Raw genomic sequence first — 25091 nt, 5'->3', positions numbered from 1 at the left:
AAGGTCACCATGTGCAGCGCTCCATCCGGCTGCCGCATTCAGGCGGCCTGCGTCACGGCCCGTCCGGTCGGCCGTAGCGTCAGGCCGCCAGGGCGAAGCCGCCCACGATCGCTCCGTAGCCGATGTGGGCGAGGACGGTGATCACGGGGGTGCCTGGTCCGTAGTTGCGCATCAGAAAGCCGGGCGGTTCCAGCAGCGCGGTCTGTGGGGCGCTGGTCTGGGGGCTGCCCATACGCGGATGGACGAGGGGCAGAAGGATGTTGACCAGTGCGGTGCCGGCGAAAAGGCCGTGGGCGAGTCCGAACAGGGCGCCGAGCCACCAGCCCGCCTGGTCGATGGCGGCGAAAACGGCGAAATAGACGAACGCGAAGATCTGACCGTTGAGGAAGTGCATCAGGTAGCCGATGGCCTTTGCGCGAGTGCGGTCGACGGTCACCGCCGTGCCGAGGAGGAACGGCAGGTCCATGCGGGTCAGTCTCAGCTCGCTCCCGGCGCGCAGCACGGTGGTCAGGGCGAGTGTGCCGACGAAGGCGCCTGCTACGGTTCCCCACGCGTTCACCGTGCGGCGTCCTTGTTCGCGGTGGTGATGGCGCAGGCAGCGCTGATCAGGGCCAGGTGGCTGAGGCCCTGGGGCAGGTTTCCCAGGAAGTCGCCGGTGGCGGGGTCGATCTCTTCGCTGTAGAGGCCGACGTCGTTGGCCAGGGCGATCAGCTCGTCCATGAGCTTGACGGCCTGCGGGAGGCGGCCGGTGCGGGCGAGGGATTCGGCGAGCCAGAAGGAGCAGGCGAGGAAGGCGCCTTCGTCGCCGACGAGGCCGTCTTCCCCCGAGTACCGGTCGACGTAGGGCCCGTGCCGCAGATGGCGGTCAAGGGTGCTGGTCGTGGCACGCATACGGTGATCGTTGCCGCCGTATCCGTACAGGTGGCCCAGCAGGACGGCGGCGTCCAGGTCGTCGCTGCCGACGGAACGCACGTAGCTGTTGCGTCGGGGTGAGAAGCAGCGGGTCTCGATGAACGCGGCGATCTCGTCGCGTGCGCTGTGCCATCGATCAAGGTGCCGCTTGGGGATCAGTGCGCGTTCGGCAAGGTCGGCGGCGCGGTCGAGTGCCACCCAGCACATCATTTTTGACTGGGTGAAGTGCCGGGGCGGGCTGCGGACCTCCCAGATGCCCGAGTCGGGCTCCTGCCAGGCTGTGCAGACGAGGTCGGCCAGCTCGGCGAGACGGCGTGCGACGTCGGCGTCGAGATGGCCGGTTGCCCGGGCGTACTGCCAGGCCGTCTGCATCAGCTCGCCGTAGGTGTCCAGCTGGATCTGCGCGACTGCGGCGTTGCCGATGCGGACCGGTCCCGAGCCGCGGTAGCCCTCCCACGGCAGTGTCTTCTCCGGGGTGCGGTGCCCGCCGTCCAACCGGTACAGCACGTTCAGCTGCGGGTGGGTGAGCTGGGAAGCGTGCATCAGCCACCAGAAGTAGGCGTGCGCCTCCGCCGGGCAGCCCAGCCGCAGGAACGCCGCGAGGGTGAAGGCGGAGTCGCGCACCCAGGAGAAGCGGTAGTCCCAGTTGCGCTCGCCGCCGATCTCCTCCGGCAGCGAAGTCGTCACGGCCGCCGCGACCGCACCGGAAGGGGCGTAGACCAGCAGCTTCAGGGCCAGCAGGCTGCGCATCACCGACTGATGCCACCGCCCGGTGTACAGGCGGTCGTGTGCCCAGCTCCGCCAGGCCGCACACGTCGCGTCCAGGCGTGCCTCGCATTCGGAGCGGGCCGGCAGGACGAGAGGCTCCTGATGGGCGAACGGCATCGCGATCAGCGCGCGTCGGCCCTGGCCGAGTTCGAAGCAACCGCTGATCGTCGCGCTGCCGCATGCGGGTTCGCCGGCGTCCCAGGCGCAGACCGCGAGCGCATCCCGTCCGGCTGTCGCCACCGGGACACCTGCGCGCCGGGCAAGCCTCGTGGGAACCGTGCCGTAGCCGAAGCGGGGCTCGACGCTCCAACGCAGCGGCACGGACCCCCCGGACAGGCCGTCGATACGCCTCACCAGCTCGCGCATCGGTGTCAGGGCCGTGTCGTCATGCAAGGTGAGCGCGTCGGTCACCCGCACCGCGCCACGGCCGGTGACGAAGGTCGTCTCCAGGACGTTGGTGCCGGACAGGTAGCGGCGCTCTGCCCGGTAGGGCACGGACGGTGCGAGCGTGAACCGGCCACCGCGGGCGGCGTCCAGCACAGCACCGAACACCGCGGGCGAGTCCAGGTCGGGCAGACCCAGCCAGTCCACCGACCCGTCCCGGGCGACCAGAGCGGCAGTACGGCCGTCACCGATCACCGCGTAGTCCCGCAGCGGAGCGTAGCCACCGAGGCGCACGTCCCCGGCCGACGGGTCCGGAGCAGTGTCGCTTGCCGGAGAACCGCTGGTGGTTCCCATGAGACCACCTTCCCATTCGCCCCGGCGTGCCGCCCGCGAGCCGGGCGTCGTGCCCTCTGCGCGCCATGGGGCGCTTCATCGCGCACGTGTGAGGCGGGTCCCCCCTGGCGCTCACCCGCCTCTGTCAGTGTGGTTGCCGCGTGCCGTGGTAGCGCTGGGCGAGCCGGGCGAGGGCCACCGCGGCGAGCAGGAGGCCGAAGTCGCGCAGCGCGATGTCGTAGTACCCGGGGATGGTCAGCAGGTTGACGATGATGCCGGCCAGCCATCCGGCCACCAGCCAGCCGCCGAAGCGCGGGACCAGGGCGACGACGAGGCCCGCCGCGATCTCGATGACGCCCACGGCGTACATGGCGGCCTGAGCGCTGCCGGGAACGACGTCGTTGATCCACGGCGCCAGGTAGGTGGGCCAGTCCACGAGCAGGTTGGTGAATTTGTCCAGCCCGAACAGGATCGGCGCCACGGTGAACCCCGTACGCAGGATGACGAACGCCTGGTAGCCGGGGTCGGCGAGCACACGGTGCCGGGAGCCGGCGGACGTGGTGGTTGAGGTTGCGGACGACATGACGCCCTTCTTTCTATTGACAACTCTCACTAACCATAGAAGCCCCCAAACCTTCTTTAGTCAATGGCTGTGGCTTTTACACTGATGCTCGTGGACCACCCGAAAGAAGCACCCCACTCCGACATCTCCGCCGTCGCCGCTCTCGACGAGCCGACCCGCAGGAGGCTGTACGACCACGTCGTGCGCCGGCCTGGACCGGTCAGCCGCGACGAAGCCGCCGCCGCACTCGGCCTCGCGCGCCAGACCGCGGCCTTCCACCTGGACCGCCTGGCAGACGAATCACTGCTGGACGTCGTCTACGAGCGGCGCAGCGGGCGCACCGGGCCGGGAGCCGGCAGACCGGCCAAGCTCTACAAGCGCTCCACCAAACAGGTCTCCGTCAGCCTGCCCGAGCGGCACTACGACCTGGCCGGACGGCTCCTGGCCCAGGCGCTGGAGGAATCCGAGGCCACCGGCGAACCGGTGCGGACCGCCCTGCACCGAAAGGCCCACGAGCTGGGCAGACAGCTCGGACATGAGCAGGCAGGTGTCTTTGCCCTGCTGGAAAGCAACGGGTTCGAACCCCGCTACGACGATGACGCCATCGTCCTGGGCAACTGCCCCTTCCACGCGCTCGCCCGCGAACACACCCGGACGGTGTGCGGCATGAACCTCCACCTGCTCAGCGGCCTACTGGAAGGGCTCCACGAAACCACGCTCCAGGCGTGCCCAGCGCCCACTCCCGGTCACTGCTGCGTCCGCCTGGAGCCGGCTTCCTCCCCGCCGACGACCGCGGATTCCTGACGCAACACTCGCCGCCCTGCAGCCCCATTCCCATCACACGGGGAGAACGTCACGTACGTCGCCGCATCACTCACCGACCATGCGTCGCAGAGCGCTGACCTGCACGCAATCCGGACGGTGGCGGAGACGACCGGCCCCACTGCGACGTTCCCGAAGTGGCCCGCGCGGGATGAGCAAGAGGTGGCCCTCGCCGCAGCCGCGGCGGCCACATCTGTCGCCTCGGGGCAGCGTCGGGTACCCGGGGCTGGACAGCTGGTCCACCCCGACGGACCTCGCCGTCCACACCCTTCCGCCGGGCGTCCGAGCCTGATGCCGAGCTTCGAGACGTGGTTCCGCCTGCTCGACGAGCAGTTCGGCGAGAGGTCGGCGTACCCCCTCGCGACCCTGGTGGACCTCGTCGTCGCCTACTCCCGGCTCGCAGGGACGAGGACGTGGTGAACGCGTTCCAGAAGGTGACCGGCTGCCGGCGTAACGAGTTGCTTCGGGGAGCGGCCCCTTCAGCGGCCATCGGCTGCAATCGCTCCTTCCTCGGTGCGCCGGCCGCCGCCGGGCCGTCCCCCTACGAGGGCGGCGAATGCAAGACGTGCTTCGCCAACTTCCAGTCCCGCTACCGCGGCCCCAGGGATGCCGCGGCCCTGGAGGGCGCGCTGTACCAGTGCCAGGACGCCAGCTTCGTCAACACCGGCGCCGGGCTCGGCTACAACACCTACGCCAACCCGTTCGTGTGCAAGCCCGCCGCCCGGCAGTCCGTACGGGAGAGGTACACCGGCAGGGAGTTCATCGTCCCCAACGCCTCGTTCGCCGCTCTCCCGGCGTGACGCATCTCTTCTCCGGCCGGCTCCGCGAACGTCGCTGCGATTGGCTCCTGCGCGAGGCCGTGACCGCCCGACCCTCGGTTTTTGCTGGGGCCTCCCCCATGCCCAGCAGAACCTCACTACGATCACCAGTCATGGACTGGCTCGAGCGCGCCGCGAAGCTCCGACAGTGGGCCAGGAGCGGAACGCGCGCCCCGCACAAGCCGCTGCTGTTCCTGTACGCGCTCAGCCGGTTCCAGCAGGACGCCGACAGCGAGCTGCGATACAGCGCGGTGGAGGAGGAACTGCAGCGGCTGCTGACCGAGTACGGGCCGCCGAACAAGACGACGCCTGCCTACCCGTTCCACCATCTCGTCAGTGACGGTGTGTGGGAGGTGCGTACCGACCGCGGGCACGGGAGTCCAGGAAGCGGAGTACGAGATCTCCGGGCGACGGGTGCCACCGGCCGGCTCGCACCAGAGCTGAGAGTTTCTCTGCGACGCGAACCCCAACTGCTGGGCCGTATAGCGCGGTTACTGCTCGATCTTCACTTTCCGCCCTCGCTCCACGGCGAGTTGTGTGAAGCCGTGGGCTTGGACCTGGAGCCGATGGAGAACGAGCGGCTGACGACTGTGCGGAGGCAGCGGGACCGGCGCATGCGCGAGCTGGTGCTGACCGCTTACGAGTACCAGTGTGCGTTCTGCGGCTACGACGGCAGAATCGGCGCCGTTCCGGTCGGTCTGGAGGCCGCGCATGTGCGCTGGTGGGCGTTCGGCGGCCCGGACGACGTCGACAACGGGCTGTGCCTGTGCCCACTGCACCACAAGCTCTTCGACAAGGGCGTCCTCGGCGTCGACGACGGCCACCGCATCCTGGTCTCCCAGCGCTTCGTCGGTCACAGCCCCGCCGCCCGCGAGCACGTCATAGCACTCGCGGGCCGCCCGCTGGTCGGCCCGCAACCGGGCGCACGCCGTGTCGCGGCGGACCACCTCGCCTGGCATATCAGCCAGGTCTTCCACGGCACTCCACGCCCCGCCACCGCGGCCTGATGGATCTGCCGTTGTCAGGCTTGTTTCCGCTCAGAAGCAATTGCAGGACCAGGCGTAGGCGATGAGTAGCGCTGCTACGGCAAACGTAGCGGCCGCTACGCCAGCCAGTCGGCCGCTCCGTCCTGGCTTGGGGGAACGAAGCAGCTCCCAGCCGCCATAGCCAAGGAAGGCCAGCAGGGCACCACCAACACCCCCCGTGACGAGCGAACTGCGCTCCCATCCCCAGACAAACGCCAGAGCCAGACCCGCCACGGCAAGGCAGGCGACCACCGTCAGCGCTGCTTCTCCGAGAAGCTCGCCCAGGAGCTCTTTCAAGAACGAACCAACGCCGCGGATCACGCGCAGGACCCGACTCCGCACCGCATGAACAGCCACACTCCCCCCAGAGTCAGTCTCGAATGTTCGGACCCTACGAAATCGCGTTGCGTCGGGGAAGAGTGATCAAGGCCATCTGTCCAGCAGCGCAACAGCGCGACCAGCGGTGGTCGGCGACAGCTGTTCCCGCTCCATACCACCACCGCACTGAGGGTCTTGCTGTCCAGCAGGCAGACGCAGCAAGCGCCCCAGCCGGTAGCGCCCTCCCCGGCCGTGCATCGCCATCAGCTTGCAGGCGAAGCCGGTTCGTCACTACAACCGGTTCTGCTGACAAGCAATCACCTCGGTCCAGAACGAACCAACCTGAACTGGCAAGGCACCGCCATGACCAAGCAGAACGCCGCCTGGTCCGGGCTCTCGGCGTGAAGCCACTGATCTCCCGCCGCGGTAGCTTGCACGGCTCCGGCCTGGGCACCCGCCTGGGTCGTGGAGTGCCCGCTGGCGCACCTGCACTGGTTCCGCCGTCTGCGGATCCGATGGGAGATGCGCCCGACGACGTCCACGAAGCCTTCCTCATCCTGGGATGTGCACTGATCTGCTGGAGGCGGTTGAACAGCGTGTCCCGTCGTCAGGTGGAGCGGCTACCGGTCCGTTCCCTTGCGTCGTAGGCCCGGCGGGCTTGTTCGACGTTGTCCAGGTTGGGCGACCACTCGGCGAGGGCCGCGAACAACGGCGCCAGACTGCGGCCAAGTTCGCTGATCTCGTATTCCACCCGTGGCGGGACCTCGGGGTGATAGGCGCGCAGGACGAGTCCATCGCGCTCCAACTGCCGCAGTCGCTGGGTCAGCACCTTGGGCGTGATGGTGGCGATCCGGCGTTCCAGCTCCACGAATCGCTGTCGTCCGTACTCGTTGAGCGTCCACAGGATCGGCGTGGTCCAGCGGCTGAAGACGATGTCGACCACCGGAGCGATCGGGCAGGCATTGTTCGGCGAGACCTCAATCCGGCCGTCTTGAGCTGTGCTCTCCGTCACATCGACCCCTTTCGCCCATTACTTTCCTCTAGGTACCTACTGGCCTCGCGATAGTAGCTTCGCCGTGCACCAGAAACTCGGAAGGGAGAGAACATGATCGTGGTGACCGGCGCAGGGGGTAATGTCGGGCGGCCGCTGGTGCGGGCGCTCCTCGCAGCGGGTGAGCAGGTGACGGCAGTCTCCCGGCGGATCTCGATGACACAACCGTCGGCGGGGGTACGACATCATCAGGCCGACCTGACCGAACCCAAGAGCCTGAAGCCCGTCCTCGACGGAGCTGAGACGCTGTTCCTGCTGACATCCGGCGACTTCATGGCCGCCGGCGGCAACCTCAACGACGTCGTCGAGGTCATCGGCACCGCCGGCGTCCAACGCATCGTCCTGCTGTCCTCGCAGGGTGTCAGCGCCGGAGTGCACACCTCCGCGTTGGAGGACGCCGTCACGCAGTCGGGCCTGGATTGGACCATCCTGCGGCCGGGGAGCTTCCATTCCAACACGCTGCAGTGGGCGGATACGGTGCGCGGGCAACGGACGGTGATGGCTCCGTTCGGTGATGTCGCGCTGCCGACCATCGACCCAGCCGATATCGCCCAGGTCGCCGCCGCGGCGCTGCGGGATGCCGCCCATGCCGGCAACGTCTACGAGCTGACCGGGCCGGTTGCGATCTCACCCCGGGAGCAGGCCGCCGCGATCGGAGACGCGCTGGGCGAGCCGGTGCGGTTCGTCGAGCAGACCCGGTCCGAGGCCAAGGCAGCGATGGTGCGGTTCATGCCCGAGCCGGTCGTGGAACACACGCTCGACATCCTCGGTGCACCGCCAGCCGGTCTGCGGCGGGTCAGCCCGGACGTCGAACTGCTCCTGGGCCGCCCGCCCCGCACCTTCGCCCAGTGGGCGACACTCAACATCGCAGCCTTCCAGTGACCCGCAGCCGACGAACGTGACCCGTCATCGGACCCGACCCAGTAGCGCCACCTGCCTCCGAAGCCCGTCAACGATTTCTGTTGTCGGTACAAGAGGTCGTCCTTGGCTGTACCAGGCGCAGGGCCGGGCGGCTTCGAGGGTTCGCCCGCCGTGCTGGTGACGGCTGCGACGTCTTCATTTGTTGTCGCGCAGGAAGGCAGGGATCTCGTCGCGGGTCGGGTAGTTGGGCAAGGGCGCCGGCTTGTCCTGAAGGAACGCCGTGATGACCGCGGCGGCTCGGTCGTTGTTGTCGTCCAAGCCGTTCCACATGTGGTGTCCGACGCCGGGCATGTACTGCGTGCGCTGGACGGCGGGTCCATTGGCAAGGATGGCGGTCGCCCATTGGCGGACCTGGGAGGAGCACTCGGCGATCATCAGCATCGCGGGGATCCGGGACTGCCTCAACTGCGGTGCGATGGAGGGCGAGTCCTTGACCGTCTGCTGGACGCGGAGGCTGGCGGCGGGGCTGAAGGAGAAGTTCTCTGCGGTGTCCTCGGCGGGGATGCGGTGTGCGTCGCGCGCGCAGTAGGCGGATGCGGTGTCGCTGCCGAGGTCTGCGGCGGTGAAGGCGTTGTCGCCTTCGGCCTGTCCGATCAGCCCGGTCTCGGAGGTGAGGAGTCCCAGTCGCATGAGGCCGAATGCCACGGCGTACCGGGGGACGTGCGTCGATCGCGGTCCGGTCATGGCCGGCGCGAGGCCCCGTGCGGATTTTCGGCCCTTGTGCCCGGTGATGCTCGCCGTGGGCCCGTCCATGGGGCCGGGCTCGGCGATGATCGCCCTGTGCAAGCGCGCAGCGACGCTCGGGTCGGCCAGGGCTCGTGTGAGCACCACCCCGCCTGAGGAGAATCCGACGATGTCGACCTTGCCCTTGTCCAGGCGGTCGACGAAGGCGGCGAGGTCACGGACCGACCTGGAGATCGTGTACTGGCCCATGGGAAGCAGGTCGCTGCGCCCGCCGCCGGCCTGTTCGTAGGCGTAGACGTCGTAGCCCTGGCGTGCCAGGAGTTGCAGGAAGCGGTGGTCGAGCACAGAGATGCCACGGACTGGCCCGCCGTTGAGGTACACGAGCGGGATGGGATGCCGGGTGCCGGGGTTTGCGGGCGGGTAGTGATACACCGCGACCCGGCTGCCTGTGGCCAGGCTCCAGTACTGCGTGGCCACGAACGGCAGGGCCGGGGGGTACCGCCGGGCCGTCGGCACGGTCGGGATGCAGACCGTCGCCGTTATCGCCGCCGCGACAACCACCGGCAGGAACGGCACGAGCCGCGTCGGCCAGGTGTGGCGCCGACCCCGCCACATCGCGAGGACAACGCCGGCTCCGAGGGTCGTCAACCATGCGGCGAGCCCGGAGCCTGCCCCGTCTGTGAGGGCGATCAGTGCGAGAAAGACGACGACCAGCGTCGCAACGGCGGCCAGGGCAAGCAGTAAGCGTGCGGTGCAGCGGACGAGACGTATGGCGGGCGTGGGCACGGCAGACCTCCGACAGTTTCAGAACACTGTTTCAAAACGACGTTATCAGAGACGGTAGGCTGCTGGTCGTGGGTAGGCCTAGGACAAACGACGACGCTGTCAAAGAGCGGCTTGTGGTGTGCGCGACCGAGATGCTCGCCACCCATCCGCAGGAGTCGGTAACGGTCCGCGCCGTGGCCGCTGCTGCCGAGACGTCGACGACGGCGGTGTACTCCTTGTTCGGCGGTAAGGACGAGTTGATCGCTGCGGTGCGCGACAGAGCCGTCGCCGGCCTGTTCCAGGACGTGTCGGCGGTGCAGACCTCCACGGACCCTCTCGCCGACCTCCATGCGCTGGCCGTCGCCTACCGTCGTTGGGGGCGCGGACACAGCCACCTGTACACCGTGCTGTTCGGTGGTGTGCAGTCCTTCGATCCGTCGGGGGAGGTCGGTGCCAGTGACCCGATCCATCCGCTCCTCGCGGCGATCGATCGCGCCTTGAACGCGTCCGTCCTCGCCGGCGAAGCAACGTCCATCGCCCTGTCGATCTGGGCAACCATGCACGGACTTGTGGCTCTCGAGCTGGCTGGGGCCCTCGACGCCGCCACGGCCGAGGCCGCATTCCGATCGACGATTCACGCCACGCTGCGCGGATGGACGACCCCCGAGGTGTTCCGCAGCCTCCGCCAAGCCGAACTCGCTCCTTGACAGGATCCGAGTCTCTGGAGGACGGGGCAATGGATGCAGGCGTGCTCGTGCTCGCAGGCGGTTCCGTAGGGTCGCCCACAGGTGCCGAGCGAAACCTTGCGGAGTTCTTGATGCACCGGGATCTCGCCGGCCGGACGGAAGGCCGACCAGGTGTACGCCGACCGAGTCGAAGCCGGCCCCGCGGCACGGGGCATGACCTCTGGGACGGCACCGTAAGCGTGCGGGTGTGAGTTTTGGGGCGCAGGAAGGCCGCTGAGATTGGTCTTGGTCGGACAGCGCACCGTCCGGCCGTGCCGGTGAGGCCCGTAGCCCCCGTCCCCAGTCAGCCGTGGGCGGCGAGGCGGGTTTCTTGATCCGCATCAGATACGCCCGGCACGGGGCGTGCCCCCGCACAGCACGGCGGCCGTTCGCACCGGCACGCCTTGAACCGGACCGCGGGAAGATCCGTTGTGGCGTGCGAAATGCCATGCCGATCAGAAAGACTGCCAGTGTCCCTGCCCGCTCTGCACGTACCGCCGGACGGCGGCTCTCCCGTCTTCCTCGTGGGAGACACCTACACGACTCTTCCAGGTCGTGTCTTCAATCGTCACGCCCACATCAGCAGTGATGCGAGGATGACGGCTGCCTGGTAGGACTCGGCGGTCTTGTCGTATCGGGTAGCGATGCCGACGCCGGGCCCAGGCGGGGCACCCGGATCGCCTCCATCACAGCGGTGAACTGGGTGCAGTCGTTGGTGTTCCCGCCCGTGAGGGTGAACGCCAACGGCCGGCCGACGGAGTCGCAGGCGAGATGCATCTTGCTGGTCAGACCGCCCCGGGAGCGTCCAAGCGCTCGGCTGCAGGCCCCCCTTTTTTTTCGGGCCCCGACGGCGTGCTGGTGGGCGCGCACGACGGTGGAGCCGACCGACCCCAGCCAGTCGATCTCGCCGACCGCGTCCGCCCCGTATCGCTCGGGCACGTCCCGCCGGGCCGAACCGGTACGGAACTTCCACACCATTCCGTTCAGCACGGTCCGGTCGTCCAGCCGTTTCCTGCCCCGCAACGACACAGGCAGCAGCGGCCGACCGAACTCCCACTCAGCGCCCGACAGTTCATGGCGACGTATCACCCGACCACGATCCACCATTCAAGATCAATTGAAGGCACTCCCTCCAAGCAGGGCACTTCCGCGTCGCGTGTCGGTGGCGGGCGGGCGGCGGGTTCGTTCCGTCAGGCCGGGTTCGGTTGACCCCGCCGCGCCTCCGGCCGGGCGAGCACCGTGGCGTCGGGCCAGGTGAAGCGGAGCTTGGCGGGGGAACCGGTGAGCCGGGACGAGACTCCGCCGGGGGCCGCCACCGCGGCCCGTTCCACGCAGGTGCCTCCCAGGGCCAGGTAGAACTCCTGAGCCGCCGTATTCTGCTCGAGCACCCACAGGTACAGCGCGCCGCCACGCGCGCGTTCGGCGACGGCCTCGGCGGCGCGGGACAGCAGTTCGGTGCCGAGTCCGGTGCGATGGCGGCGCGGGCTGACGTGCAGGCCGTCGATGAGGCTGCCCCAGCGGCCGTCCTCGTCGAAGACGACATGGACGAGTCCCGCGAGCCCGGCGTCGTCCTCCGCCAGGACCGTCGAGGTGCCGCACGGGCTGGACAGACGCGAGGACCAGGCGGTGCGCCACTCGGCCACCAGATCGCCGTCCAGGAACGTGTCGGAGAACGCGCCGCGGTAGTGGCAGCGCCAATTGGCCACCTGCAGCCGTGCGATGGCATCGGCGTCGCCGGAACCGGCCGGCCGAAACCGCGGTGGCGCCGGAGGCGAACCCGTGAAGTGCGTGGACACTGACGGCTCCGGGGCCGCCGCGTTCCTCCTGCCGAAGTTGCTCTTGCCCAACCTGAACAGCTCCCTTCGCTGTGAGACATCAAGGGCTGCCCGTACGACCAGTGCGCAAGCGCTGCTGCGCGGGCCGAGTGGCGGCCGGGGGGCCGTGAGGCCCGTATTGCCATCGCCCTGAGTCGGTGCGGGAGACGGGGATGCGGCAACGCGGCCGGGGCCTCGGGCCGGCCCCGGCGCGCTCCGTCCTGGGCCCGGCGCTCGGCGCCTCAGTCCTCGAACAGGAGCCAGGCGATATGCAGTTCTTCCGCCCCCGGGCGGAAGATCCGCAGGAGCTCGGCGCGCTCGGGGTCACCTTCGGGGAGGTACTCGGCCAGCAGCGCCTGCGCGGCGATCGTCTGCGGGCGGGCGCCGAGCGCGGCGCGCAGATGGAGCGAGCGGCGCAGCATCGCCAGCCGCTCCGCGGGCTCCTTGTGCGGCGCGAGGTGGCGGATGATGTAGGACTCGAAGAGCCCGTCGCCGGACTTCGTCGCGACCTCGAGCGCCGTCTCGTACCGGGGGAGAGCGCCGACCGCATCTTCGTCGATGTTGTCCAGCAGGACGGCCCAGTGGTACTCGGCCCAGGCGCTCAGTATCTCGTCGCCGTCCTCGGCCGCCGCGCGGTAGGCGGCCTCAGCCGCGGCGCGGTCGTCGGCGCGGGTGTCGCGCCGGAACAGCAGGCGGCTGTAGGCAAGCCGTCCGGTGAGCAACTGTGCGATCGGTGACGCGGGATCAAGTGCCGCTACCGCCTTCTCGGCCTCCGCGTGATTTTGCATCCGGAAGAACCACCGGTCGACGGCGATCTCCGCGCGCAGTTCCGGCGCGGCGTCCGGGCCCAGGACGGCGAGCGCGGCGTCCCACTCCCCGAGCAGATGCAGACGACTGGCCATGTAGGCGTCGTTGGATATCATGGCGCCTACAGTACGAAGGGGCCATGTAGGGGGTCAAGTGCAATACGGTGACTACATCGGGAACGTGACGCGGCTGGCCGTCGAGCTGGCCAATACCGGAACCCTCGACCAACACGGCGAACTGGTCGCCGCGTTCTTCGCAGAACACGAAATCGTCCCGCCGCCGGAGGGTGACTACGGCGACCTTCCCGAGCTCGTACGCACGGCCCTGGCGCAGCTGGTCGACGGCACCGCCCCCGACGCCGTACACCGCCTGCTGCGCGACTATCCGCCGGAGATGCACCTGTCCGACCATGACGGCCTCGGCGGCTGGCACATCCACTTCAGCCGCAACGGCGCCCCGGCCAAGCGCTGGGTCGGCCAGCAGATCGCCGCCAAGTTCGCCCTGGTCGTAGCCGGGGATCCGGCGGTGACCCTGGGACGGTGCGCCGCGGTCGGGTGCGGGAACTACTTCGTGGACCAGTCACGCAACCGCACGCGGCGGTTCTGCTCCAACGCGTGCGCGAGCCGGACGACAGTCGCAGCCCATCGGGCCCGCGCGGCGAAGAACTCCTAGGGAGTGCCTTCGATTGGTCCAAGATCGCGGCGGTCAGGGCGAGGATGCGTTGCATGACGCGGGCTATGACACCCCCGGGTGTGCGCCCTCGGTGCCGTTACCAACGCATTCCTGGAGTCCTCACTCGGACAGAACCAGTAGCCCCTTCCGGCCGGGGTGGTTGGCGCTACCGGCTGATCAGCGGCAGCACGGGGAAGGTGTGGTTCTGCCAAATCAGACGGGAGGGCTCTTCCGGGTAGGCGGTGACAGCCGACCGGCTGTCGAAGCGCTGAACGAGACGTTCATCGGTGTCGTACGCGGGCCAGCCGGGATCGCCGTGGGCGGCGAACCCGGCCCATGCGGCGCGCATCCGGGCGGACAGGGCCTCTGCTTCCGGGGAGGGTGCTTCGCCTATCAGCATGGCAGGCTGGCCGCGGTCCAGATTGCCGAACACGAGTGGTACGTCGAGGCCGTGGCAGGCGCCGAGAGCGCCGCCCATGCCCGGGGCCGGCCAGGCCAGCTCGTAGACATACGCGCGGCCGTCGGCAGCCGTCTGGGCCTCGGCGAGGTGGAGCGAGGGCATGCGGAACAGCCAGTCGGAATGGACCAGTTCGTACAACTCGCCCGCGCCCGCCGCCGGGAAGGCGTCGCGGTAGCGGCGCGCGCCGTCCGGGCCAGGTGCGAAGACATGGAGGGCGTTCACCGCCTGCTCCTCGCTCACCTCACCGAGAAGACCGTTGAGGGCGGTGAACAGGCGCTGCTCGTCGCGGGTGTGGCCGACGAGGAGGTCGATGTCGCGGCCGGCGCCATCGGTCAGGGCCTGCCACGGTGTGACGGCCAGGACCTCGCCGTCGACGACGGGCGAGAAGGGGATCGTTCTGTGCGCGGGCCGGCCCCAGCGTTGCGCCCACTGGCCCATCTTGGCGCCGACCGCGTCAGCAGCGGCGGACAGCTGGTGCGGAGCAACACCGGACAGGTCGGACACCGTGGGCTGCAGCCCCAGCTCGGCGGCGCAGGCGGCAGTGATGTCCGCGGCAAGCTCCGGCGAGAAGAACGTGCCCGGCACACTCTGCGCGACGGCCCGGCGAAAGAGCCCTGCCGCACTGTCCATCGCCAGCAGCGCGGCGACCGATCCTCCACCCGCTGACTGGCCGAAAATCGTGACCCGGTCAGGGTCGCCGCCGAAGGCCCGGATGTTGTCGCGCACCCACTCGAGAGCGGCGACCTGGTCGAGCAGACCCCGGTTGGCAGGAGCCCCCTCGATCTGCGCAAAGCCCTCGATGCCCACGCGATAGTTGAACGTCACCACGACGACGCCGTTGTCCCGCGCGAGCCGGCCACCGTCGTACTCGGGGAGGCCGGACATGCCGACCACGTAGGCGCCGCCCTGGATCCACACCATCACCGGCAGCCCCGCGCCCGGGTCGGGTTCGGGCGACCAGACGTTGACCGTCAGCCAGTTGTCGCCGGCATCCTGCGACAGCGCGTCCATGCCGAAATGCCCGCCCTGCGGGGGCGGTGGCCCGTACGAGACGGCCTCCCGCACCCCGCTCCAGCCCCCCACCCGTCGCGGCGCGGCATAGCGCAACGCGCCGACCGGGGGCTCGGCGAACGGGATGCCACGAAAGACCGCCACGCCTGCCTCCCGGCTACCGCGCAGCTTCCCGGTCGCCGCACGGACTTCGGGCCGGGACCCGGATGGCTCGGACTCGGCAACGGTCATCACGACTTCCCGTCGGGCAGGCGGAGAGGGCTCGCAGGGGCCCCGGACCCTGCGGATCATCCACCGCGGTCGGATGCCGCGCCAGCGATTTACGGCTGATCATCACGGCAGCGACCCTCGTGTACGCCCGGGTCCTGTTCCGCCTGGCTCGCCGGGCCGAGGCAGAGGTCGGGTGAGGGATGTCCGTGCACCACGGCGTGTCGCTCGAAGACGCGCCCGATGCGAGGGCGGACGCGGGGGCTGCCGCCCGTGCGGTGCGACGCATGGGCAAGAAGCACCAGCCCGCCAGAAAGATGTGCTTGACAGACCCGCATGACCTCCAAGTACGTGCGGCTGCTGAGTTATCACCCTCTCTGCAGGCATCCCTGCGGCGTACCACGAACCCGACGGCGGTCGTCGAGTCGGCTTGGCCGGTCATGTCGCGGAGCCGATGACCTTGGCTTGGTCAAGGCCCTCCGTGCGCGAGAGCCGGCAGGTGGGAGAGAGTGATGCGTCGTCGTGTGGGGTCGACGTCGAGAATCTTCACGGTGAGAAGGTCGCCGACGCGGATCACGTCCTCGGGGTTGGCAACGGGTTCCTCGGCCAGCTCGGTGTTGTGTACGAGTCCTTCGAAGCCATCCTCTCGGTCTTCGACACGGACGAAGGCGCCGAACAGCACAAGCTTGGTCACGACACCGGTCACAACCTGGCCGACCTGCTGCATGAGCTGCGGCATCGGGTCCGCCTGCAGTGCCTTCAAGGACAGCGGCACACGCTCTCTCACCATGTCGACGTCGAGGACTCTGGCCGAGATCTCCTGGCCGACGGTGACGACGTCGGTCGGGTGATCGATGGGCCTCCAGGACAGCTCCGGAATGTTGATCATTGCGGTGAAGCCGCCGATGTCCACGAAAGTGACACCGAAGTCGGCGATCGCCGTGACCACGCCGGTGACGATCTGCCCGCGGCGGAGAGTCTTCAGAAAGGCCCAGTTCCGGTCGCTGGGAGTCTGCTCGGTCCGCCACCGGGCCCGCAGAACGCCGTCACTGTCGGGCAGCACAGCGGTGAACAGCGGGTGACGCGAGTCGACGTCCAAAGGCAGGGCGACAGCGGCCCGAGCGCCCGCCACCTGCACGGCGAGTGCCCGGTACTCGGTCTCGTCGGCGATCGTGCTGGTGACAACGCCATTGCCGTCCTCCCAGACGAGCTCCACCGGGCCTTCGGCGGGGAGCGTGGCGAGAACTGTGTCGACGTCGGCGGACAGGTCCGGCCAGACGGTCAACTTGGCACGGGGGGTGAGCTTGGCCCGTACCGCGTCGAGGGTGTTCTCCGTGAGGCGGTGCCAGCGGGAGGCGCTGTCGACGTACCCCTCCTCCAACACGACCGCCTGCCGCGTCGCGACGGACCAGCGCAAACGGGCCCAGAAGTCCTCATCGGCGGGTCGCTGTACGCCGGGCTCGTCGAAGTCCGCCTCGTAGGGTGATGCCTGCAATCGTTCCGGGAAGAGCCCGAGTGCCCGGGTGTGTGCAAGGGCGCTCTCGCAGAGCTTGTCGCCACTGACGTAGAGGTACTGGTCCCAGCCGACGTGCACGGCGAACGTGTCCTCGGCTTCCAGACGGCACCAGGCACCGTTGCCACGGAGCATGGCGCGCACCAACTCCAGACCGACGGAGAGGGAGATCTCCGCGCCGTCGTGGAATCCGCTGAGATCGGATGGGAAAAGCCCGCCCAGGCCGTGGCCTTCCATGGCCGGCTCCAGTCCGAAGTGGGCGACGCCTGCGATCTGCGGCTCACGGATGGCCAGGCGGTCGATCCCTGCGCCCGCGGCGAAGGCAGCGACAGCCTGCAGGTAGGCCTCTTCCACGGCCCCGTGGTCGCTGGTCGGTTCCTCCAAGCCGATGTAGTGGCCGTGCTCGTCGCGATCGGCGGGGTCGTACTTGGTGATCCGGTAGACGAAATGTGGCACTTTTGGGTCCCTCGGTGTTGACAATGCGTGCTCAGCGGTCGATCTCGTGACCGGGAGCGCGCGGCGGGATGGGTCAGCGCATCACCACCCACTTCGCCTTGCCGCCTGACTGATCGTTTCAGATTGAGCCCCCAGTGAGGCGACTGCGGCCTGCCTGACCGCGCGGCGACTTCGCCTCACCGGGGCGGGGTGCTGGATCACCTACGTGCCCGAATCGTTCCCTGCGCGGGCGCCGCAGCGCCCGCGCAGGGGGTCACACGGGCGGGTGGATGGTGACGATGCCGGAGCGCAGGGGCTGGGGGCGGGCGACGTCGAGGTCGTAGTCGGCGGTGGGCACGTTGTCGTAGACGACGTCCCCTTCGGGGTTCGGTCCTTTGCTGAGGGGCCAGACCACCATCCGGAAGCGGTCGGGGCCGGGACGGCAGCCGGGGGTGGTTCCGTTGGCGCAGCCGTCGTAGCCGTAGAAGACGAAGCCGTGGCGCCCGGACTGGTTCTGGAGGGTTCCGGTGCCCTTCGCGGCGGTCATGCCGTCCGGGGTGGCCACCAGCCATTCCAGGTTGCCGTCACCGGCGTTGAAGCGGAAGCCAGTGCCCGCCAACCAGGTTTGGGCGGTGCCGACGGGCACGTCGGGGCGGGACGGGTAGTACTTGGCGGTGAGGTGGAACCATGCCTCGCCGGACGTGTCGGGTGAGGACGTCCAGGCGCCCGTGGGAGAGGCCAGCGAGCCGTCGGCGTTGGTGAATCCGGCCTCGGGATCGTAGACGACGATCATGACGCCGGCGTTGTCCTGGCCTTCGTCGTCATCAGCCACGTCGAGCTTGATCGTGTACATGCCCGCGTGGTGGTAGGTGTGGGTGCGGTTGCAGCCCGAGTCGGAGGCGGGGAAGGAGTCGACGGTCCCGTCGTCCCACACGATCCGGCACGTCTGGGTGTCGTTGCTGCCCGGGTCGACGAACGGCGCGGTCACCGTGACGGACTGGCCGGCCCGGAAGAGCTGCCAGGGCCGGGGGGCCGAGAGCTGCGACGCCGCCTGCGCGGTTCGCTGCCCCGGGGCCAGTCCGGGCGCGACGTTGGCCACCCGCACGATCGCGTCGTCGTGGACCGCCGCGTTCACCCCGTCGTCGGCTGTCAGCGAAATGACGAAGGCGCCGTCGTCATTGCACGTCACCGTGGTGCGCAGGGCGGTCGGGTCGGCGAAGGTGCAGGACCCTCCAGGGTCGACGTCAGCGCCGGGCCGGGCGGACCACTGCACACGGGGAGCTCCGCCGTCGTCGTTGGCGAAGCCCGTGACGCTGACGGGCGAGCCTTCCTCACCGGTGCGATCCGGCCCGGCGTTGACGGTCGGCGGCTGGTTCGCGTCGGGATCCGGCGAACCGCCGGTGTGGTTGTAGAGAGCTCCGCGGTCGCCGCCGTTGGCGGCGTCGGTCTGCAGCCGCAGGATGTAGCTCCCGTACAGTCCGTACACCGTCTTGTCGCAGACACACGACGGCCCGCCGACGGCGTCACCCTCGTCGACCACGATCCCGTTCGCCGCGTCGACGAGTTTCCAGTGCACCGTGGAGCCGAGCTTCGCGCCGATGTCCACCCGTATCCAGTGCTGACTGCGGTGGGAGCGGACCGGTTCGTCGGTCTCACAGCTCATCACCGGCGACGGCATGATGCAGTCGTCGCTCTTGAAGCTCCAGCACGACGTGTCGCCGTTCAACTCCCGGATGCCGCAGTTGATCTGCTTGCCCACCTGGTCGAGCCGCTCGATCCCGTTGAACGGCCACGGGTTGTGCGGGATCTCTTCGTTGCGGTCGCTGAGGAGCGCCACGATGTAGTCGTAACCCTGCGCGCCGCCGTGAACCCGCCCGGCGGCGTTCACCCGCCAGGCGTCGCTGTCCTCGCCCAGCTTGGAGAACCCGACCTTGAGCTGCTGCACCGTGCCCGGCGGCGCGGACGACGTGACACCGAACCGCGGTTCGGCACGCTGCAACAGGTCTTGCGCGTACGCCCGTCGCTCCGCGTTGATCACCGCGTTCTCCGCGCTGAACAGCTTGAAGAGCCGGACCTGGTCGCGGGCCGTGGTGTAGGTGTCGCCGAAGGCGCCTCCGTCGTCGGGGTACGTGCCGTCCATCCCGGCCGCGTCCAGGAAGTTCCGGTACAGGGTGCAGGGCCGGACGTCGCCGTTCTCGTCCTTGCCGCAGCCCAGGCTGTCCTTCCACAACGTCAGCGCGGTGTCGTTGTCGGACTCGAGGATCATCTTCTGGACCAGCGGACGCTCCGCGTCGCTGATCTCCTGCGGCCGGTAGAGCAGCGCACCGAGGATCGACGCCTTCACCAGGCTGGCGGTCTTGAAGATCTGATCCGGGCTGCTGTAGCACTCGATGCCGGTGGCGCGGTCGTAGAAGGCCACGCCGGGTCTGTGCGGACCGTCATACCTCACGACGGTTCCGACGTTCACGGCGATCCGGACGAAGTCGGCCATGTCCGAGGCCAACTGCGGGTACTCCTCCGACGTGCAGGTCACATCGGGCTTCTCGTCGAACACCGCGGCCTGGGCGGGACGCGACTGCCCGGTCAGGCCGGTGATCTGCACCGCGACCGCGACCAAGAGCACCGCGGCTCTTCTCATTGCCCTGATCACGTCGGTTCCCCCTCCTGCGGACGTCACGAAACCCACACGGCCAGGGCATGGTCGGTGCCGGCCGAAATGATGAGCTGCCAGTCCGCGGGTATGTCGTGGAAATGGTTTCCGGCTGTCAGTGGCCAGCCGGTACAGCACTGCCGCGTGATGTCTCCGATCGGGGCGGACATGAGTCGTCACCGCCGACCACAGGCGATCCGGCACCCGCCATGAAGCGACCCGGGCGCTGAGTAAGGCGAGTATGTCCCCGGGCCACAGGGGTGACAAGGGACACAACAAACCTTGTTTGAAAGCGGTACTGACGGATGCGAGGACGCTGACGACGGCGGCGCGGCGACGAAACCGACCGGACGCTGATATTCCGGCCGACCCGACGTCAGGCACCCGTGGAGATGCGAGTTGCCGGGTCGCCCGGACGGTGCCGCGGCCGAGGTCGCGCATGCCCAGCAGCGTCTGTTCCACGGCGGCCATCGGCCCGAACAGAGAGAAGGCAAGCGGTCCTTGCAGGTCGGCGGAGTTCGTGTGCTGGACGTGTTTCATGAAGTCCTTGTGCGGAACGGGCTGTACAGCCGGACCTCGATGGGCTCGAGAGTGGCGGTCACCGCGTCCAGGGCCGCGGTGAAAGCTGTGAGGTCGCGTACGTCGGCGGCGGAGACGCTCGCGTTGAGCCCGCCCTGCTGCAGGGCGGCGGCCAGGGCATCGACGTGTTCCTGGCTGCGGGAGATGAGCGCGAGGTCGAAGACCTTGCCAGCTCATCGACGTGAGCGGCATCGAAGTTCGACATGCCGATCGCACTCGCCCTGCCGCACTTGTAGGCCTCAACCAGTCCCTACCACTGCTCCAGGCGCCGCTGACGCCCGAACGCGGCATGGGTGAGATAGAGGTCGACCTGCTCCAGACCGAGCCGATCAAGACTCTCGTCGATGGACCGCAAGGTCTCTTCCGCCGTCTTGGCGCGTTCCTCCGCCAGCGGCCACAACTTGGTCGTCACGAACACGTCGCTGCGGTCGAGACCTTCGCCGGGAGCCGCAGTAGAGCCATGTCCATCCGCTGTCACACCTTGACGTCACTGCGTCCCGCATCCTTGCGGATCCTCAGAAACGATTACTAGTCTGGCAACAACAGTAAACGTTTACCAACCTCCCGCACACCCGTCACGGAGTCATCGTGTCCGTCACCTTTCTTCGCTGGGGCTGCGAAGAGCTTTCCCTGCTCATGTCGTACGAGACCGCGGGGCCGATGTCGCTGCTGGCAGCCGGGGAGGCCGCGACGCTGCCCGACCCGTCCCGCGAGCCCGGTGCCTGCGACCGTCTCGCACGGGCCGCCCTGCCCCTGGTCGAGATCCAGACGGCCGGCAGTGGGCGGCTCGGCACCTCGGGCAAACGCCACGTGGACGGCGCCGCCTCCCTCGCCCTGCGCTACGCCGGACACTTCGAGGACGCAGGCCGGTCGAAGGACGGCCGAGAGACACGGACTCTTCGTGTCCTGCTGGCGGACGATGCCACCGGCCTGCGCGTCACTGCCGCGTACACCTTGTGCGAGGGCACTCCTGTCCTGTGGGCCGAGGCGCTCGTCGAGAACACCGGCGATCGCTCGGTGACCCTCGAGTACGTCTCCTCCTTCGTGCTCTCCAACCTGGCACGCCACCTTCCCCCGGGCACCCGCTGGGAGGACGGGCTGTACCTGTGGACCGCGGCCAATCCCTGGGGCGGCGAATTCCGCTGGTCACGGGCCATCCTCGCGCAGCACGGACTGCACGACGTCGGCATGGTCGCGTACGGCCAGACAGGTTCCAAGAACCGGATCGCCCTCACCAACACCGGCTCCTGGTCCTCCTCCGAACACCTCCCGATGGGATGCCTGGAGGATGCCTCGACCGGCCGCGCCCTGATGTGGCAGATCGAGCACAACGGCTCCTGGCACGCCGAACTCGGCGACCGCTTCGACGACGTGTACCTGGCGCTGTCCGGTCCGACCGACCGCGAACACCAGTGGCGGCGGCGCCTCGCACCCAGCGAGGCCTTCCGCACGGTGCCGGTCGCGGTCGCCCTGGTCCCCACGGGCGGCTGCGAAGCGGCGCTCGGGGCACTGACCCGCCACCGCCGCGCCGTCCGTCGTCCCCATCCGGACCACCAGGGCCTGCCGGTGGTCTTCAACGACTTCATGAACTGTCTGATGGGCGAACCCACGACCAAGGCCCTGCTGCCCCTGGTCGACGCCGCCGCGGAGGCCGGCGCCGAGATCTTCTGCATCGACGCCGGCTGGTACGACGACGAGCCGCCCGGCACCGTCGGCCCCGGCGGCGTACCGGGCTGGTGGGACTCGGTCGGCGCGTGGGAGGAGTCCGCCACACGGTTTCCCGGTGGTCTCGGTCCTGGACCGGATCCGCTCGGCCGACATGGTGCCGGGGCTGTGGCTGGAGCCGGAAGTGGTGGGCGTTCGCAGCCCGGTCGCGTCCTCGCTTCCGGACGAGGCGTTCTTCCGGCGTGACGGCGTACGGCTCGTGGAGTGGGGCCGCCATCAGCTCGATCTGCGCCATCCCGCCGCTCGCTCGCACCTCGACGCGGTCGTGGACCGACTGGTGGACGACTACGGCGTGGGTTACCTGAAACTGGACTACAACATCGACATCGGCGCCGGCACGGACGGCGGTGACAGTCCGGGCGACGGACTGCTCGGTCACAACCGCGCCCATCTCGGCTGGCTGGACGGCGTACTCGATCGGCATCCCGGCCTGGTCCTGGAGAGCTGCGCCGCGGGCGGCAGCCGTACGGACCACGCGATCCTCTCCCGTCTGCCGATCCACTCCGTCACCGACCAGCAGGACGTCCGGCTCCTGCCCGCCATTGCCGCCGCCGCGCCGACCGCGGTCACGCCCGAGCAGGGCGCGTTCTGGGCGTACCCCCTGCCGGGGCACGACGTCGCGGAACTCGGCACAGTGCTCGTCTCGGCGCTCCTCAGCCGCGTTCACCTCAGCGGGCGCCTCGACCTGCTGAGCCCGGAGCAGTCAAGCGTGGTGCGCCGTGCCCTGGAGGCGTACAAGTCCTACCGGCACCTCCTGCCCGGCACGCGTCCGAGCTGGCCGCTGGGGCTGCCCGGCTGGCGCGACGGCTGGGCCGCGCTCGCCCTCACCACGCATCACGGTTCGACGCTGTTGGCTCTGTGGCGCCGTGACGGGGCCCCGGAGACGATGGCCGTCCCGCTGCCCGGTCTTGCCGAGGACGCGGCCCCGTACGTCCTGTTCACGGCGGGACCGCGGCCTCAGTACACATGGAACGGCCGGGAGCGCACCCTGCGGGTGACCCTCCCGGCCGAACGCTCGGCGCTGCTGCTGGCCTTCGGGCCGACGCCCCTTCGATGACCGGTGGGCCGGCCGCTACCCGCGGCCGGCCAGCGGAAGCCAGACCCGCATGGCGCCCGCCTCGCGGTTGGCCCAGGCGTAGTACGGCACCGCCGTCAGCTCGACGCTCTCCCGGAATTCGCCTGAAGCCGCCGAGGCGTACGGCGGGTAGGGCCAGTCGGCGGACGTGTCGTCGGCGGGGAGCAGGCAACCCGCGACGGTCACCGTGCTCACCCCGCCGAGCAGTTCGGGGCGGCTGCGGACGGTCAGTGGTGCGTCCGGCACCAGGGCGACCGCGTCCGGGTCCATTCGGCGCGGCTGGTCGGTCTGCTCCAGGCAGTAGACCAGCGGACCCCGTTCGACGGCGGCGCAGCCCCGGACGGCGTCGACGCGCGAGGGCGGGACGGTCAGCCGGGCAGGCATGGCGAGGTCGAGCCGGACGGTGTCACCGGGGGTGAACTCGCGGGTGATCCGCAGCCAGCCGGCTTCCGCCCCGCCTTCGACGATGGTGCCGTTCACGGTCAGGGTGTGGTCCGCGCACCAGGCCGGCAGGCGCAGGGAGAGAGTGCGCGGCAGGGCGGTGGGAGCGTCCTCGACGGTGACCGTCACCGCGCCGTCCCACGGGTACTCCGTCGCCACCCGCACGGTGAGGCCGTCACCGCCGTAGACGCCGGCGGCGTACTGGTGCAGCCGCAGTCCGCTGTCGTCGGTCGTGGCCATGTAGTGCGGGAGGCCGGCGAGCAGTCGCATCACGTTGGGCGGGCAGCACGCGCAGCGGAACCAGGGGGTGCGGTGGGCGGTCTGGTCGCCGGGACGTTCGTGCGAACGGGCCCGCCGGTGGAGCGGGTTGACGTACAGCCAGGTGCGGCCGTCGAGTCCGGCGCCGGCGAGGAACCCGTTGAACAGGGTGCGCTCGACGAGGTCGGAGTAGCGGGCCTCGCCGGTGAGCAGGGCCATGCGCCAGGAGAAGTGGACGGAGGCGATGGCGGCGCAGGTCTCGGCGTAGGCGCGGTCGGCGGGCAGTTCGTGGGCGTCGCCGAAGGCCTCCCAGTCGTGCCGGGAGCCGACGGCGCCGGTGAGGTAGGTCTTGGTCCTGATCATGTCCCGCCACAGCCGCTCCAGAGCCGCACGGAGCTCCGTGTCTCGGGTCTCCGCGGCCAGGTCGGCGGCTCCGGCGAGGAGGTAGAGCTGGCGTACGGCGTGGCCGGTGACCTCGTCGGCCGTGCGGATCGGCGTGTGGTCCTGCCAGTACTCGGGTCCCGGGTCGCGGTCGTGGCCCCGGTCGGCGCCGGAGGATAGGGTGCCGTGGCCGCGACGCTCCAGGAAGTAGCGGGCGAGGTCCAGATACCGCTTCTCGTCGGTCGTCCGGTGGAGTTCGACAAGGGCGGTCTCCACCTCGGGATGACCGCAAACGGTGTCCACCTGCTTGCCGGGGCCGAAGACGGAGTCGATGTGGTCGGCGAGCCGACGGGCCACGTCGAGCAGCCGGTCGGAGCCGGTGGCCCGGTGGTGCGCCACGGCGGCCTGGATCAGATGCCCCGCGCAGTACAGCTCGTGTCCCCAGCCCAGCTCGGTCCACGGGATGCCGCCGCCGAGCTGGTAGTACGTCTGGAGGTAGCCGTCCTCGCGCTGGGCGGCGGCGATCAGCTCGACAACGGCCTCGACCTCGGTGGTCAGCGCCTCGTCGGGGGTGTCCGCGAGCTGCCAGCAGGCGGCTTCCAGCCACTTGTAGACGTCGGAGTCCTGGAACTGGAAGTCGCCGGAGAAGTCGGTGCCCGACGGGGCGTCCGGACCATCGGTGCGCAGGGCCGCGGCGGCACGGAAGTTGGCGAGATTGCCGGCCTGCTCCAGCCGCGCCGGGCCCTCGGCGAGGGAGACCTGGGCGTTGATCCGGCGGCGCTCGGCCCAGAACCCGCCCTCGATGCGGGCCACGGAGGCGGGACGCAGGGGGGAGACGGCGCGCGCGGAGGGGTGGACCGGTCCGGTCTGGGTGGTGTTCAGGGGTGCCTCCGGAGGAAGGGGGTGTGGGCTGGAGTGGGGTGACGGCGTCGGCGTTGCGGGGCCCGGCGGGCGGGTCGTCGTCCCCGGCCGCCG

The 25091-nt window shown here is 69.4% G+C and carries 21 protein-coding genes and 3 pseudogenes; 10 read left to right on the top strand and 14 right to left on the bottom strand.

Annotation, left to right across the window (positions count from 1 at the left end; all coding sequences use genetic code 11):
- Positions 1–79: 79 nt before the first annotated feature.
- The 3 genes from ACPT94_RS26380 to ACPT94_RS26370 form a co-directional block, all read right to left on the bottom strand.
- Positions 80–559 carry a hypothetical protein gene (locus ACPT94_RS26380; protein WP_360351798.1) on the bottom strand — a complete coding sequence of 160 codons (480 nt, stop codon included), beginning with the start codon at positions 557–559 and terminating at the stop codon, positions 80–82.
- On the bottom strand, positions 556–2418 hold the full coding sequence (locus tag ACPT94_RS26375; protein WP_425246979.1) for a glycoside hydrolase family 15 protein: 1863 nt from the start codon (positions 2416–2418) through the stop codon (positions 556–558). Before ACPT94_RS26375 ends, ACPT94_RS26380 begins: the two co-directional genes overlap by 4 nt.
- Before the next feature lie 124 nt (positions 2419–2542).
- Positions 2543–2980, bottom strand: coding sequence for a hypothetical protein (locus tag ACPT94_RS26370; RefSeq protein WP_360351792.1), 438 nt, complete (start codon positions 2978–2980; stop codon positions 2543–2545).
- A gap of 84 nt (positions 2981–3064) precedes the next feature.
- On the opposite strand from ACPT94_RS26370, the gene ACPT94_RS26365 reads away from it, so the two are divergent.
- The 5 genes and pseudogenes from ACPT94_RS26365 to ACPT94_RS26345 form a co-directional block, all read left to right on the top strand.
- Positions 3065–3763 carry a helix-turn-helix transcriptional regulator gene (locus tag ACPT94_RS26365; protein ID WP_360351809.1) on the top strand — a complete coding sequence of 233 codons (699 nt, stop codon included), beginning with the start codon at positions 3065–3067 and terminating at the stop codon, positions 3761–3763.
- Positions 3764–4072: 309 nt separating this feature from the next.
- Complete coding sequence (locus tag ACPT94_RS26360) at positions 4073–4201, top strand: hypothetical protein (protein WP_425246978.1); 129 nt, start codon at positions 4073–4075, stop codon at positions 4199–4201.
- Complete coding sequence (locus tag ACPT94_RS26355) at positions 4195–4581, top strand: hypothetical protein (RefSeq protein ID WP_425246977.1); 387 nt, start codon at positions 4195–4197, stop codon at positions 4579–4581. Before ACPT94_RS26360 ends, ACPT94_RS26355 begins: the two co-directional genes overlap by 7 nt.
- 131 nt (positions 4582–4712) lie before the next feature.
- A complete protein-coding gene (locus ACPT94_RS26350) occupies positions 4713–5606 on the top strand; it encodes a phosphorothioated DNA-binding restriction endonuclease (RefSeq protein WP_360351787.1) in 894 nt (297 codons plus the stop codon).
- A gap of 740 nt (positions 5607–6346) precedes the next feature.
- Positions 6347–6589, top strand: a pseudogene (locus tag ACPT94_RS26345) (hypothetical protein); the annotation flags it as partial.
- Here ACPT94_RS26345 and ACPT94_RS26340 read toward each other — a convergent pair.
- Positions 6550–6954 carry a winged helix-turn-helix transcriptional regulator gene (locus ACPT94_RS26340; protein ID WP_360351784.1) on the bottom strand — a complete coding sequence of 135 codons (405 nt, stop codon included), beginning with the start codon at positions 6952–6954 and terminating at the stop codon, positions 6550–6552. The pseudogene ACPT94_RS26345 and the gene ACPT94_RS26340 sit on opposite strands and share 40 nt — an antisense overlap.
- A gap of 93 nt (positions 6955–7047) precedes the next feature.
- Here ACPT94_RS26340 and ACPT94_RS26335 point away from each other — a divergent pair, with 93 nt between their 5' ends.
- Positions 7048–7875, top strand: a complete 828-nt coding sequence (locus ACPT94_RS26335) for an NAD(P)H-binding protein (RefSeq protein ID WP_425246976.1) — start codon at positions 7048–7050, stop codon at positions 7873–7875.
- A 174-nt stretch (positions 7876–8049) separates the two neighbouring features.
- Here the strand turns inward: ACPT94_RS26335 and ACPT94_RS26330 are convergent, their stop codons facing one another.
- A complete protein-coding gene (locus ACPT94_RS26330; RefSeq protein WP_360351778.1) occupies positions 8050–9384 on the bottom strand; it encodes an alpha/beta fold hydrolase in 1335 nt (444 codons plus the stop codon).
- Between the two features lie 68 nt (positions 9385–9452).
- On the opposite strand from ACPT94_RS26330, the gene ACPT94_RS26325 reads away from it, so the two are divergent.
- Positions 9453–10070 (top strand): TetR-like C-terminal domain-containing protein, encoded by a 618-nt coding sequence (locus ACPT94_RS26325; RefSeq protein ID WP_360351775.1) that lies wholly within the window; start codon positions 9453–9455, stop codon positions 10068–10070.
- 14 nt (positions 10071–10084) lie between these two features.
- On the opposite strand, the pseudogene ACPT94_RS42125 reads toward ACPT94_RS26325, so the two are convergent.
- The 4 genes and pseudogenes from ACPT94_RS42125 to ACPT94_RS26310 form a co-directional block, all read right to left on the bottom strand.
- Positions 10085–10177, bottom strand: a pseudogene (locus ACPT94_RS42125) (integrase); the annotation flags it as partial.
- Between the two features lie 568 nt (positions 10178–10745).
- Positions 10746–11195, bottom strand: a pseudogene (locus ACPT94_RS26320) (transposase); the annotation flags it as partial.
- Positions 11196–11278: 83 nt separating this feature from the next.
- The gene (locus ACPT94_RS26315) at positions 11279–11794 is read right to left on the bottom strand and encodes a GNAT family N-acetyltransferase (protein WP_425246975.1); all 516 of its coding nucleotides are present in this window, start codon (positions 11792–11794) and stop codon (positions 11279–11281) included.
- Positions 11795–12144: 350 nt separating this feature from the next.
- On the bottom strand, positions 12145–12825 hold the full coding sequence (locus tag ACPT94_RS26310; RefSeq protein WP_360352313.1) for a hypothetical protein: 681 nt from the start codon (positions 12823–12825) through the stop codon (positions 12145–12147).
- 37 nt (positions 12826–12862) lie between these two features.
- Here ACPT94_RS26310 and ACPT94_RS26305 point away from each other — a divergent pair, with 37 nt between their 5' ends.
- The gene (locus ACPT94_RS26305; RefSeq protein WP_360352310.1) at positions 12863–13381 is read left to right on the top strand and encodes a CGNR zinc finger domain-containing protein; all 519 of its coding nucleotides are present in this window, start codon (positions 12863–12865) and stop codon (positions 13379–13381) included.
- A 166-nt stretch (positions 13382–13547) separates the two neighbouring features.
- Here ACPT94_RS26305 and ACPT94_RS26300 read toward each other — a convergent pair whose 3' ends face one another.
- The 4 genes from ACPT94_RS26300 to ACPT94_RS26285 form a co-directional block, all read right to left on the bottom strand.
- Positions 13548–15083: a carboxylesterase/lipase family protein gene (locus ACPT94_RS26300; protein WP_425246974.1), complete on the bottom strand. Its 1536-nt coding sequence runs from the start codon at positions 15081–15083 to the stop codon at positions 13548–13550.
- A 445-nt stretch (positions 15084–15528) separates the two neighbouring features.
- On the bottom strand, positions 15529–17028 hold the full coding sequence (locus tag ACPT94_RS26295) for a S1 RNA-binding domain-containing protein (RefSeq protein WP_425246973.1): 1500 nt from the start codon (positions 17026–17028) through the stop codon (positions 15529–15531).
- 253 nt (positions 17029–17281) lie between these two features.
- Positions 17282–19630, bottom strand: coding sequence for a PKD domain-containing protein (locus ACPT94_RS26290; RefSeq protein WP_425246972.1), 2349 nt, complete (start codon positions 19628–19630; stop codon positions 17282–17284).
- Between the two features lie 856 nt (positions 19631–20486).
- Entirely contained in the window at positions 20487–20654 is a 168-nt protein-coding gene (locus tag ACPT94_RS26285) for an aldo/keto reductase (RefSeq protein ID WP_425247004.1), read from the bottom strand.
- Positions 20655–20824: 170 nt separating this feature from the next.
- Between ACPT94_RS26285 and ACPT94_RS26280 the strand changes: the two genes are divergently transcribed.
- Together ACPT94_RS26280 and ACPT94_RS26275 are read left to right on the top strand one after the other, a co-directional pair.
- On the top strand, positions 20825–22147 hold the full coding sequence (locus ACPT94_RS26280) for a glycoside hydrolase family 36 N-terminal domain-containing protein (protein ID WP_425246971.1): 1323 nt from the start codon (positions 20825–20827) through the stop codon (positions 22145–22147).
- Positions 22056–23018, top strand: coding sequence for a glycoside hydrolase family 36 protein (locus ACPT94_RS26275; RefSeq protein WP_425247003.1), 963 nt, complete (start codon positions 22056–22058; stop codon positions 23016–23018). The genes ACPT94_RS26280 and ACPT94_RS26275 overlap by 92 nt, the downstream gene beginning before the upstream one ends.
- Positions 23019–23033: 15 nt before the next feature.
- Here ACPT94_RS26275 and ACPT94_RS26270 read toward each other — a convergent pair whose 3' ends face one another.
- On the bottom strand, positions 23034–24998 hold the full coding sequence (locus ACPT94_RS26270; protein ID WP_425247002.1) for a glycoside hydrolase family 127 protein: 1965 nt from the start codon (positions 24996–24998) through the stop codon (positions 23034–23036).
- Between the last annotated feature and the right edge of the window lie 93 nt (positions 24999–25091).

This window comes from Streptomyces aurantiaciflavus (assembly GCF_049808595.1).
Classification (GTDB): Bacteria; Actinomycetota; Actinomycetes; order Streptomycetales; family Streptomycetaceae; genus Streptomyces.
Note: the sequence above shows the minus strand (reverse complement) of the source record. Positions and strands in the feature narration are given on the sequence as shown.